The organism is Agromyces indicus, from assembly GCF_031432295.1.
GTDB lineage: Bacteria > Actinomycetota > Actinomycetes > Actinomycetales > Microbacteriaceae > Agromyces > Agromyces indicus.
In genome coordinates, this window is sequence record NZ_JAVKGS010000003.1 from 612,140 (window position 1) to 624,285 (window position 12,146).

Here is a 12,146-nt window from a genome sequence, read left to right on the forward strand (position 1 = left end):
GCCGCCGTCAACCCGGTTCCGCCGCCTCGGCCGCCCGGGTACGTTCGCCGGATGACGGATCGCCACCTGCCCCGCGCCGCCGCCGCGACCGCCATCGCCGTGGTCCTGGCGCTGTCGGGCTGCTCGGCGCCGTCGTACCAGGCCGAGACCGCCGCAGAGCTGCGGGGCGACGTGCACGCCATCGCGGCGTCGAGCGCCGCCGGCGACTGGGCCGCGGCCGTCGCCGGACTCGACGAGATGGCGGACCGGCTCGAGCGCGCGCACTCTCACGGGAGACTCGACGACGACCGGTTCCAGGCCATCGCCGCCGCGATGACCCTCGTGCGCAAGGACCTCGAGGTAGCGATCCTCGCCGCCGAGAGCGAGGCCGAGCGGCAGGAACTGCTCGATGCGCAGGCGACGCTCGAGGAACGACTGCGCGAGCTCGCCGAGCAGCAGCAGTCCTCGGGCGGAGGCGACGACGGGAGCGGCGGAGGCGGCGGAGGCGGCGATTCCGGCTCGGGCGGCTCCGGCGACTCCGGCGGGCCGGGCTCGAAGGACTCCAACCCCGGCAAGGGCAAGGGGAGCGACAAGGGCAACGGCAAGGGGCCCAAGGGCGGCAGGGGCTGAGGCGGCCCCGGAATCGCGAAACGGAGCCCGCCGCGGCATCCGCTCAGCCCTTCGTTCAATGCGGTTCGCAGGTCGACTTGCGAAGATGGACCGGTGAGCTCCCCCGACTCCCCCATCCTGCCCGCGCCCGCCACCACCACGACCGTCACGTCGGTCGCCCCCGGCCTCACCCCGAAGCGGTTGTTCCGGCTGCTGGCCTTCGCCGAGGCGATCACGTGGACGATGCTGATCACGGGCCTCATCATGCGGGCGACGCTCGGACTCGACTGGGCGGTGCTCGTCGGCGGTTCGATCCACGGGTTCGTCTTCCTCGCGTACGCGTTCACGGCCGTGCTCGTCGGCGTGAACCAGCGCTGGCCGCTCGGCCTCATGGCCCTCGGCGTCGTGTCGGCGATCGTGCCCTACGCGACGATCCCGTTCGAGCGGTGGGTGCTGCGCCACGACCGGCTCGAGGGCGGATGGCGCCGCGAGGCGACCGACCACCCCGCCGACGGCAACGTCATCAACCGGATGCTGCGGTGGTTCCTCGCGCGGCCGCTGCTGCTCACGATCCTGTCGGTGCTCGGCATCGCCGCGGTGTTCACGATCCTCCTCATCATCGGCCCGCCCGGCGGCCGCGACTGACCTCCCGCCCTCCTTTCTCAGGAACCGCTCGCCGATACCGCACGTTTCTCAGGACGACACGCCGCGCCACGACGCGACCCGCCGGATAACTCCTGAAAAGGGTCGGAAGAATCGTGCGGGGGCGTGTGACGTCCTTACAGCACGACGAAGGGCGGGGCGGATGCCGTGGCATCCGCCCCGCCCTCGTTCGTCGGGCTAGGAGCGCCCGGTCACTCGACCGTGACGCGGTCGATCGACACGGTGCCCTTGCCGGCGAACGTCAGGGAGTAGCCCTGCACGTCGGTCAGCGTGAGGCCGTCGTCGGGCGCACCCTCGGGCTGCTCGTCGGCCCGCTCGAACGCGTCGAACGGGACGGTGACCTGCTGCCACCCGGTGCCGCGCACGACGGTGCTCGCCGTGAATCGCTCGGCCGTGTCGGGCGCCTGGTAGACGCGCACGTAGTCGACCGTGAGCGACTGCGGGAACTCGAGGTCGTCGCCGAGCGCGCCGCCGAAGTTGCCGCCGATCGCGACGTTGGTCAGCAGCGAGAACGGGTGGTCGAAGACCCACTCGTTCGGCGCGACATCCGCCGGGTCGGCCTGGTGGTAGACGATGCCGTCGACCGACCAGACGATCTCCTCGGGCGTCCACTCGACCGCGAACTCGTGCCAGTCGCCGGGCACGGGGGCACCGAAGTCGTAGATCCCGCCGTACGACTGGCCACCGGAGTAGCCGGGGCCGTGGATGGTGCCGAAGATCTCGTTCGGCAGGCGGCCGACGAACTCCATGACGTCGATCTCACCGGTCTGCGGCCAGCCGACCTCGCGGAAGTCGGTGCCGAGCGACCACACGGCCGGCCAGATGCCCGAGCCCTCGGGCACCTGCACGCGCGACTCGATGCGGCCGTACTCGAACTCCTGCTTCTGCTCGGTGATCAGGCGCGCCGAGGTGTACTCGCACGGTCCGTACCAGCACTCGAGGTCGGTCGTCTCAGGGTCGATCTCGCGGGCCGTGATGACGAGGTTGCCCTCACCGTCGAGCGCCGCGTTGTCGGTGCTGTCGGTGTAGTACTGGAGCTCGTCGTTGCCCCAGCCCCAGCCGCCGGTCTCGTATGTCCAGTTCTCCGGGTTCGCCGGTGCGCCGGCGGGACCGTCGAACTCGTCGCTCCACGCGAGCTCCCACGTGTCGGGGCCCTGGTCGGGCGCCGGGTCGTCCAGGATCTCGACGGTGATCGGGGTGGCCTTCTCCGAGCCCTTCACCCAGAAGCTGAGCCCCTCGGCGTCGGACCAGTCCTGCCCGCCCGCGAACTCGCGGCCGAGCGTCGACTTGCCCCGGTAGGAGAAGTCGGCCACGCTCTCGAACGCGTCCTGGCCCTCGTAGCCCGCGCCCGAGTCGGCGGCGATCTCACGCGTGGTGAGCACCGACTTGCCCGACGTGTCGAACAGCCACGGCGTCGACTCGAAGTCGTCGACCAGCGACGGGTCCTTCTCGTCGTCGTCCTGGATGCTCACGGTGGCGGTGCGCACGAAGCCGAACTCGGCTCCCTGCGGGTCGGACAGCCGGACGACGAACGTCTCGTCGACCTCGTACTTGCCGTCCTGCAGCGTGGGCAGCTCGATGGTGGCCTCGCGCTCGCCGGCCGGGATCGTGACGGTGCCGCTGACCGGCGTGAAGTCGCGGTCGGCGGTGGCCGAGAGGTCCTCGGTCGCGGTGCGCGCCTCGATCGAGAGCGACTCGTAGGCGACCGTGACGTCCTCGTCGGCGACGCGGTTCAGGCGGATGACGCCCGTGAGCGTGTCACCCTCCGTGACCTCGTATCCGGCCCGGTCGAACCCGACCGAGAGGGCCGGCGGCTCGACCTCGCCGTAGAGCAGCACGTCGTCGTACCGGAACGTCAGCGGCGCGTTCGTCCGGAGCGAGCCGAACGCGTAGCCGTGCATCTCGGTGAGCGTCAGGCCGTCGTTCGGGGCCGTGTTGCCGATGTTCTTGCGCGTGAAGTCCGCGAAGTCGAACGTGAGGAACTTCCAGCCGCGCCAGTCGTCCTCGTACGAGACCACGAAACGCTCGGCGTCGTCGACGGTCGAACCGGGGTTGCGGTTGTCCAGCAGGTCGAGGAACAGGTCGGTGCCCGAGCCGTTGCCGTACTGCCAGAAGCCGATGCCCTGGTAGGTCGACCAGTCCTGGGTGGTCCAGGCGTCGGCGGTCTCGTTCGTGAAGTTCCGCACGACGACGCCGAAGCTCGTCACGTCGAAGTCGGCGTCGAGCACGTGGTTGCCGGCGGGGGCGCCGGGAACCGGCGCGGGCGCGGCATCCGTGCGCTCGAAGGCGACCGAGCTGTTCGGGTCCTGCGCGCCGAACCACCCGACGGGGATGCCGCCGGCGTCGCCCTGCACGAGCGGGGTCTCGTGGTCGTCGACGATGAGCGTGCGGCCGTCCGGCGGGCCGACGACCTCGCCGTCGTCGTCGAGGATCGTCACCGTCTGGCTCGACGGCGACCCGAGGGTCGCGCCGGAGACGTCGGCGAGCGTCAGCACGAGCGTCTCGTTCGGCTCCTCGACGTCGTCGGCGACCGTCTCGAGGTCGATCGTGCGGCTCGTCTCACCGGCGGCGAACTCGATCGTGGTGCTCGGGTCGACGTAGTCGTCGCCCGCCACGGCGGTGTCATCCGTCGCCTGGAGGGCGACCGTCACGGGCGTCTCGAGCGCGCGGTCGAGGCGGACCTCGATGGAGCCGGTGTCGCCCTCGATGAGACTCGCGGTCGAGCTCGCGAACGAGACGGCCGGCGGCACCTCGATGCCCGAGTAGACGGCGATGTCGTCGATGCGCACGGTGTTGGCGCCGTTGACCGCCGGGAGCGCGTAGCCCCACACGGCGGCCTTGCCGAACCCGTCGTTCGGGGCGCCGTCGGGCTGGAAGTCGGTCGCGCGCTGGAAGGCCGACCAGGGCAGCGTCACCTGGCGCCATCCGGCGGCGTCGTCGACGATCGTGGTGTCGAAGCGCTCGGACGCGTCGGGGTTCGCGCCGCCGTCGAAGAGCTCGAACTGCAGGGCGGTGCCGTTGCCGGACCCGTTCATCCAGAAGGTGACGCCGTCGTAGGCGCTCACGTCGCGGGTCGCGATGAACGTCTCGCCGACGCCGCCGAAGCTGCCGCCGGCGCTGACGTCCCACCCGTAGGAGAGGACCTTGGTCGGCCCCTCCTGGCCGGGCTTCGCGTCGGCCGTACCGGCGGCGACGTCGACCACGCCGAAGCCGGCAGAGCCGTAGCTGAAGAAGCCCGAGGGCGCGCCGCCCTCGAAGTCGGTGATCACGGTCGTGGTTCCCTCGGCCGCCGCCGCGGTCGCGGTCGCGCCGAGGGGAACCAACAGCGCCGCGGCGACGACGGCGGCGCCGCCTCCGCGTGAGAGCGCTCTCATTCTTGCCTGCATGTCTGCTCCGTCACAGTACGGCGGCCCCCGTTGGCCGCACCTGGACATGATGACACGTGTCACCTGCGATCTCAACGGCGAGGTGGACGCGCGTCCGGCCGGCCGGGGGCGGCGGCGGACGCGAATCGCCGCCTCAAGCGCGGCGATGCGACGATTCGCGCCCGAGGCGCGCTCGAGCCCGGCGCACCCGGGCGAGAATGGGGCGCATGCCCATCCTGAACAAGGACATGCAGGTCTGCATCTCCCTCTCCGGCCGCCCGTCGAACCTCGGAACCCGGTTCCACAACTTCCTCTACGACGAGCTCGGGCTGAACTTCATGTACAAGGCCTTCACGACCGACGACCTCGAGGGCGCGATCCGCGGCATGCGCGCCCTCGGCTTCCGCGGCTGCTCCGTGTCGATGCCGTTCAAGGAGGACGTGATCCCGCTCGTCGACGAGCTCGAGCCGTCGGCCGCGGCGATCGAGTCGGTCAACACGATCGTGAACGACGGCGGCCGGCTCACGGCATCCAACACCGACTACGAGGCCGTCGCGCAGCTCATCGCCGAGCACCGGCTCGACCCGGCCTCGCGCGTCGTCGTGCGCGGCTCGGGCGGCATGGCGAAGGCCGTCGTGGCGGCGTTCCGCGGCGCCGGCTTCGACGACCTGAAGGTGCTCGCGCGCAACACCGAAGCGGGCCCGGCGCTCGCCGCGAAGTACGGCTACGAGTGGGCGGCCGAGGACCCCGAGGCATCCTTCGACGTCATCGTCAACGTCACGCCGCTCGGCATGCAGGGGGCGGATGCCGCGGCGCTCGCGTTCGACGAGCGGTTCATCGAGCGCGCCTCGACGGTGTTCGACGTGGTCGCCTTCCCCGCCGAGACCCCGCTCATCCGGGCCGCGCGCGCCGCCGGCACGCCCGTCATCACCGGAGCCGAGGTCATCGCGCTGCAGGCCGCGCGCCAGTTCGAGCGCTACACGGGCGTCGCACTCACGCGCGACCAGGTCGAGCGCGCCGCCGCCTTCTCCCGCGCCGGGTAGCGCGCCCGCGCCCCACGCCCCACGCCCGCGCCCCGCGCTCCGCGCCATCCGTCGGATCCCGTTTTCAGGAGCCCGGGCCCGGAACCGTGCGTTTCTCAGGACGACACGCCGCTGCGACACGCGACACGCCGCATAACTCCTGAGAAGGGGAGGCAGCACCTCGCGACTGCTCAGGTGAGCACGGCCGGTAGACTGGCGGGGTCCGGCATCCGCCCCGCGGCATCCGCTCGCCGCCACCCTCTGGAGCTCGCCACCCGTGACCATCGAGACCTCGTCCACGCCTGCCAGCCAGTACCCGCAGCCGGACGCCCCCGGCGCGGCCGACGCCGAGATCATCGAGGCGCCCCGCACCGCGCAGCTCGACACCGTCGAGGTCGCCATCGCGACGCCCGAGAAGGAGCAGCCGTACGCGGCGCTCGGCGTGAAGCCCGACGAGTACGAGCGCATCCGCAACATCCTCGGCCGACGCCCCACGAGCGCGGAGCTCGCCATGTACTCCGTCATGTGGAGCGAGCACGCGTCGTACAAGTCGAGCAAGGTGCACCTGCGCCAGTTCGGCAAGAAGGTCACGCCCGAGATGAAGCAGCACCTCATGGTGGGCATCGGCGAGAACGCGGGCGTGCTCGACATCGGCGAGGGCTGGGCGGTCACGTTCAAGATCGAGTCGCACAACCACCCGTCGTTCATCGAGCCGTTCCAGGGCGCCGCGACCGGCGTCGGCGGCATCGTCCGCGACATCATCTCGATGGGCGCGCGCCCCGTCGCGGTCATGGACGCGCTGCGGTTCGGCGCCATCGACGACCCCGACACCGCACGCGTCGTGCACGGCGTCGTCGCGGGCATCAGCTTCTACGGCAACTGCCTCGGCCTGCCGAACATCGGCGGCGAGACCTGGTTCGACCCGGTGTACCAGAAGAACCCGCTCGTGAACGCGCTCGCCGTGGGGGTGCTCCGGCACGAGGACCTGCACCTCGCGAATGCGAAGGGCGTCGGCAACAAGGTCGTGCTGTTCGGTGCGCGCACGGGCGGCGACGGCATCGGCGGCACGTCGATCCTCGCGTCCGACACGTTCGCCGAGGGTGGCCCGACCAAGCGCCCCGCGGTGCAGGTCGGCGATCCGTTCGCCGAGAAGGTGCTCATCGAGTGCTGCCTCGAACTGTTCGCCGGCGACCTCGTCGAGGGCATCCAGGACCTCGGCGCCGCGGGCATCTCGTGCGCGACGAGCGAGCTCGCGGCGAACGGCGACGGCGGCATGTCGATCGTGCTCGACGACGTGCTGCTGCGCGACCCGTCGCTCACGCCCGAGGAGATCCTGATGTCCGAGAGCCAGGAGCGCATGATGGCCATCGTGCGCCCCGAGAAGCTCGACGGCTTCATGGAGGTCGTGAAGAAGTGGGACGTCGAGACGAGCGTGCTCGGCGAGGTCACCGACTCCGGTCGCCTCTCGATCACCTGGCGCGGCGAGGAGATCGTGAACGTCGACCCCCGCACCGTCGCGGTCGACGGGCCCGTGTACGAGCGGCCCATGACCTACCCGTCGTACCTCGACGCCCTCCAGGCCGACTCCGCCGCCGACCTGCCCCGCCCGCAGACCGGCGACGAGCTCCGGGCGCAGTTCCTGCAGCTCGTCGGCTCGCCGAACCAGGCGGATGCCGCGTGGATCACGAAGCAGTACGACCACTACGTCCTCGGCAACACCGCGCTCGCGGCGCCGGATGACGCGGGCATGATCCGCGTCGACGAGGAGTCGGGGCTCGGCGTGGCCGTGGCGACCGACGCGAACGGCCGCTACTGCCAGCTCGACCCGCGCCGCGGCGCGCAGCTCGCGCTCGCGGAGGCGTACCGCAACGTCGCCGTGACCGGTGCGACGCCGATGGGCATCTCCGACTGCCTCAACTTCGGCTCCCCCGAGAACCCCGAGGTCATGTGGCAGTTCGCGCAGGCCGTCGAGGGCCTCGCCGACGGATGCCTCGAGCTGGGCATCCCGGTCACGGGCGGCAACGTCAGCTTCTACAACCAGACCGGCGACGTCCCGATCCACCCGACGCCGGTCGTCGCGGTGCTCGGCGTGATCGACGACGTCGCGCGCCGCGTTCCGTCGGGTTGGCAGGACGACGGGCACAACATCTACCTGCTCGGCGAGACGTACGCCGAGCTCGACGGCTCCGCCTGGGCGGGCGTCGTGCACGACCACCTCGGCGGCATCCCGCCCATGGTCGACCTGGGTCGCGAGAAGCAGCTGGGCGACCTGCTCGCGGCGGCCGCACTCGAGGGCCTCATCGATTCGGCGCACGACCTGTCAGACGGGGGCCTGGCAGTCGCGCTGGCCGAGGCCGTCTCGCGGTTCGGCGTCGGCGCCCGGGTGGTCCTCAACGAGGTCGTCGAGGATGGCGGCATCGACCTGGCGACGGCGCTGTTCTCCGAGTCGGCGTCGCGCGTCATCGTGACCGTGCCGCGTGAGGACGACGTGCGCTTCCGCGGCCTGTGCGAGGGTCGGGGCGTGCCCGTGCGTCGCATCGGCGTGACGGATGCCGCGTCGGGCTCGCTCGAGGTGCAGGACGCGTTCACGGTCTCGATCGACGAGCTCCGCACGGTCAACCGGGCGCCCCTGGCGGACGCCTTCGGTCCGGTCGTCGGCTACTAGCCGCGCACCGCATCCCCGGCGCGGCGGCGGCATCGCACGCCCCGCGTCGGACGGCGGCACCCGGTAGGGTCGCCGCATGAGTCGGACGGACCTCGCGAGCCTGTTGATCCACGCCGATCGCGAGGCCGTGTTCGCCGCCCTCGTGGATCCCGACGCGCTCCTCGCCTGGCTGCCGCCGAAGGGCATGCGGGGGCGGTTCGAGCGGTTCGACCTGCGCGACGGCGGGTCGTACCGCCTCGTGCTCACCTACGACGACGCGGCCGGCGCGCCCGGTAAGAGCGACGCCACGTCCGACGTCGCCGAAGTGCGGATCGCGCGCGTCGTGCCCGGCGAACTGATCGAGCAGCTCGTCGACTTCGAGTCCGACGACCCGGCGTTCGGCGGCAGGATGCGGATGGCGTGGAGCCTCCGCAGCACGCCCGAGGGCACCCTCGTCGAGTTCGCGGCGCGCGACGTGCCCGACGGGGTCCGAGCTCGCGACCACGCCGAAGGGCTCACGTCGTCCCTCGTGAACCTCGCGGCCCATTTCGAACCGGGGGCGGCGGCGCACGTGCCGGAGCCCGATCCGGGCGACGAACCGCAGTCCTACCCCGCCGAGTACGCCGCCGCGCACGGGTCGTTCGCGCTCATCCCAGCCGCGTACGTCTTCCTCGTCGACGGCGACCGGGTCCTGCTGCAGCAGCGCGAGGGCACCGGGTACTACGACGGCTGGTGGGCGGCCTCCGCCGCCGGCCACGTCGATCCGGGCGAGTCGGTGCTCGCGGGCGCCGTCCGGGAGACCCTCGAAGAACTCGGCGTCGAGGTCGACGAGGGCGACCTCGAGCCGGTCACGGCGATGCACCGCACCGCACCGACCGGGCGGCCCGTCGACCAGCGGCTCGACGTGTTCTTCGTCACCCGCGCATGGCGCGGCATCCCGGCGCTGCAGGAGCCCGACAAGGCGAGCGCGCTCGAGTGGTTCGCGCTCGACGCCCTGCCCGAGCGCCTCGTGCACCACGAGCGGTACGCACTCGAGGGCTGGCGCGACGGCGGCCTGCCCGCCGTGACGGCGTTCGGCTTCTGACCGCTCCCCCGGTCAGGATTCCTGCGTGGGCCGGACGAGCAGTTCGACCCGCTCGGCGAGGTACGGCTCGAGCGGCATGAGCGCCCCGGTCGTCGAGGGGTTCCACCGCACGGCCACCACCGCGCCCTCGGGTCCGTCGATGAGCGCGAGCGGACCCGACCCGGCAATGAGCGCCGCCTCGTCGAGTTCGACCGCCGCGGCGTCGAAGACCACGGTCGCACCCTCGGGGATGCCGCCCTTCACCGCCGCGGCGCGGTAGGCGCGGTGCTCGGCGACGGACTCCGCGATGACGCTCTTCCGCACGGGTCGCTCGGCGCGGATCACCCGGCCGGTGGCGTACAGCCGCCCGTCGGCGTCGAGCAGCAGGACGCCGAGGCGCCACACGGGGCCGATGGGCGACATGCGCGGGGCGCGCGGCACGCCGAGCACGCGTCGCGCCGGCACGTACTCGGCCAGCGTCTCGGTGCGGGCGGATGCCGCGGCGAGCGCGCGCACGGCCCGGTCGACGGCCTCGCGCGCCCGCGCGACGGCCGCCGAGGCATCCGCAGTGTCCATGCCGACGAGCCTACGCACGCATCGCACGCGCGATGGGGACCGCCCCCATCAGGTCGTGAAGCTGGACCCCCCTCACGAACGCGGCATCGCCATCCGCTCGGCCCGCCTCGATGACGAGTGTCCGACGGATGCCGCTTCATCCGGTTCGTACCCGCATCCGTTGGACACTCGGCGCCGCCGAGCACGAGGCGAACCGCCGAGCACGAGTCGAACCGCCGAGCACGAGTCGAACCGCCGCGCGAGCGGGGTCAGCGGGTGCGTTCGATCAGGGCGAGGAGCGCGAGCCCGTAGGCCTCGGCGGGGTCGGGGTGCTCGAAGCGGCGGGTCGCGCCGTCCAGCTCGATCTCCACCTCGAACGCGTCGGGCAGGCGGCGCAGCCCGCGGAACGTGGCGCGGAGCAGCTCGCGCAGCTGGTCCTCTCGCGGGAGCCACACCGCGTCGGCGATCGCGACGGAGTCGAGCGCCCACTCGGTGGTGCCGTTGAAGCCGAGGATGGTCCCGGTCGGGTAGCGGTGGGTCTCGATCGTCATGTCCGAGACCGTGAACGTGTCGGCTTCGACGTCGGCCTCCACATGGCTCGGCAGGTCGAGCTGGAACCGGTCGCCCGACTCCGGATGCCAGACCAGGCCGGCATCGCGCAGCTGGAGGGCGAGTTCGCGGCTGATCATCGCGGCGGCTCCGCCGGGCCGCCGCGCGGCCGGATGCGTGCGGGACCGGCCGCGGCGCCGAAGCCGATCAGGAGGATGCCCGCGAAGACGAACCCCCACCGGGTGGTCGCGAACGCGACGAGCACCAGCACGATGCCCGCGACGACGAGCACACGCGCGATCCGGAGCCGCGTACGCGGCGACGACCACCAGCGTCCGACGAGGTTCCGGATCATCGGCCGACCGCCTCGACGTCGAACGCCGCGCCGACGGCCTCTTCCGCGAACGCCCACACCGCGGCGCCGATGGCCGGGTCGCGCGACGTCCGGGTCGGGGTGCCGAGCGACGGAGGGCCCTTCACCTCGTACCGCGGCCCCCAGAACTGCCCGCCCTCGACGTCGTCGGCGGCGGCCGCGTGCACGATCACGTCGGCGCCGCGATGCTTGCCCTGCGCGAACGGGGACTGCAGCGCGTCGGCGAACCGCTCGACGCGGGTCGGCTCGTTGACGCCGGGCACGCGCGGGGTGCGACCCGAGATGGAGTAGCCGGGGTGGGCGATGAGGCTGTGCACGCGCGGCGTGACGGATGCGGCGCCGACCGACTCCGCGGCATCCGTCGCCGCACGGCGCAGCCGCCGGTCGAGCTCGAACGCGAGCGCGGACGCCGCGATCTTGGACTGCGCGTATGCGCGCCACGCGTCGTACGACCGGCGCAGCTGGAGGTCGCCGGTGCGGAACGTCGACAGTCGCGTGGAGAGCGATCCGATCGTGATGACGCGGGCGGCCGGCGCCAGGTGCGGCAGCGTGCCCCCGAGCAGCGCGAAGTGGCCGAGCACGTTCGTGGCGAGCACGAGCTCGTGGCCATCGACGCTCTCGTGGCGGGTGGCGGGCGTGTGCACCATGCCCGCGTTCAGCACGACGGTGTCGAGCGGCGCCCGGTCGAGCAGCCGGTCGACGCCGGCACGCACCGAGTCGAGCGAGGCGACGTCGATGACGAGAGTCTCGACGGATGCCGCGGGGATGCGCCCGCGGATCGCCGCGACGGCCGCGGCCAACCGGTCGGGGTCGCGTCCGGAGAGGACCACGTGCGCCCCGGCCTTGGCGAGCCGGGCGGACGTGAAGAACCCGAGGCCCGCGTTCGCGCCGGTGACGAGCACGGCGCGGCCCGCCTGGGACGGCGTGGGCGTCGGGTACCAGGTCACAGCTCGTCCGACCCCCCGTTGCCCGCGAGCTCCTCGTGGTGCTGGATGACTTCGGCGACGACGAAGTTGAACCACTTCTCGGCGAAGGCGGGGTCGAGGTGGGCGTCCTCGGCGAGCGCGCGCAGCCGCGCGATCTGGCGCTTCTCGCGGTCGGGGTCGCTGGGCGGAAGCCCGTGGCGTGCCTTCAGCCGCCCGACCTGCTGGGTGAACTTGAACCGCTCCGCGAGCAGGTGGATGAGGGCGGCGTCGATGTTGTCGATGCTCGAGCGGATGCCGAGCAGCTCGCTCATCGCCGCGTCGCGTTCGTCGACGGCGCCGCCGACCCCGGACACGGCGGGTGCGGGGTCGGCGGCGCGGTCGGAGGTCTCGGCGGTCAT

General features: G+C 72.2%; 11 protein-coding genes. 5 read left to right on the plus strand and 6 right to left on the minus strand.

Annotated features, from left to right (window positions below; translation table 11 throughout):
- Window positions 1-51 precede the first annotated feature (51 nt).
- Window positions 52-609, plus strand: coding sequence for a hypothetical protein (locus RH861_RS12830; RefSeq protein WP_310521294.1), 558 nt, complete (start codon window positions 52-54; stop codon window positions 607-609).
- 117 nt (window positions 610-726) lie between these two features.
- Complete coding sequence (locus RH861_RS12835) at window positions 727-1,233, plus strand: DUF3817 domain-containing protein (protein ID WP_374760988.1); 507 nt, start codon at window positions 727-729, stop codon at window positions 1,231-1,233.
- A 209-nt stretch (window positions 1,234-1,442) separates the two neighbouring features.
- On the opposite strand, the gene RH861_RS12840 is transcribed toward RH861_RS12835, so the two are convergent.
- The gene (locus tag RH861_RS12840) at window positions 1,443-4,625 is read right to left on the minus strand and encodes a carbohydrate binding domain-containing protein (RefSeq protein ID WP_310521295.1); all 3,183 of its coding nucleotides are present in this window, start codon (window positions 4,623-4,625) and stop codon (window positions 1,443-1,445) included.
- 218 nt (window positions 4,626-4,843) lie between these two features.
- Between RH861_RS12840 and RH861_RS12845 the strand changes: the two genes are divergently transcribed.
- The 3 genes from RH861_RS12845 to RH861_RS12855 all read left to right on the plus strand — a co-directional run bounded on the left by RH861_RS12845 (window position 4,844) and on the right by RH861_RS12855 (window position 9,366).
- Window positions 4,844-5,659, plus strand: coding sequence for a shikimate 5-dehydrogenase (locus RH861_RS12845; RefSeq protein ID WP_310521296.1), 816 nt, complete (start codon window positions 4,844-4,846; stop codon window positions 5,657-5,659).
- Window positions 5,660-5,990: 331 nt separating this feature from the next.
- On the plus strand, window positions 5,991-8,303 hold the full coding sequence (gene purL / locus RH861_RS12850; RefSeq protein ID WP_310521388.1) for a phosphoribosylformylglycinamidine synthase subunit PurL: 2,313 nt from the start codon (window positions 5,991-5,993) through the stop codon (window positions 8,301-8,303).
- A 76-nt stretch (window positions 8,304-8,379) separates the two neighbouring features.
- Window positions 8,380-9,366 (plus strand): NUDIX domain-containing protein, encoded by a 987-nt coding sequence (locus RH861_RS12855; protein ID WP_310521297.1) that lies wholly within the window; start codon window positions 8,380-8,382, stop codon window positions 9,364-9,366.
- A 12-nt stretch (window positions 9,367-9,378) separates the two neighbouring features.
- Here RH861_RS12855 and RH861_RS12860 read toward each other — a convergent pair whose 3' ends face one another.
- From RH861_RS12860 to RH861_RS12880, 5 genes are all read right to left on the minus strand, one after another.
- A complete protein-coding gene (locus tag RH861_RS12860; protein WP_310521298.1) occupies window positions 9,379-9,921 on the minus strand; it encodes a hypothetical protein in 543 nt (180 codons plus the stop codon).
- A gap of 248 nt (window positions 9,922-10,169) precedes the next feature.
- A complete protein-coding gene (locus RH861_RS12865; protein WP_248599101.1) occupies window positions 10,170-10,589 on the minus strand; it encodes a pilus assembly protein CpaE in 420 nt (139 codons plus the stop codon).
- Window positions 10,586-10,804 (minus strand): hypothetical protein, encoded by a 219-nt coding sequence (locus RH861_RS12870; protein ID WP_067948331.1) that lies wholly within the window; start codon window positions 10,802-10,804, stop codon window positions 10,586-10,588. Before RH861_RS12870 ends, RH861_RS12865 begins: the two co-directional genes overlap by 4 nt.
- Complete coding sequence (locus RH861_RS12875) at window positions 10,801-11,769, minus strand: SDR family NAD(P)-dependent oxidoreductase (protein ID WP_310521299.1); 969 nt, start codon at window positions 11,767-11,769, stop codon at window positions 10,801-10,803. Before RH861_RS12875 ends, RH861_RS12870 begins: the two co-directional genes overlap by 4 nt.
- Window positions 11,766-12,146: a chorismate mutase gene (locus RH861_RS12880; protein WP_310521300.1), complete on the minus strand. Its 381-nt coding sequence runs from the start codon at window positions 12,144-12,146 to the stop codon at window positions 11,766-11,768. The genes RH861_RS12875 and RH861_RS12880 overlap by 4 nt, the downstream gene beginning before the upstream one ends.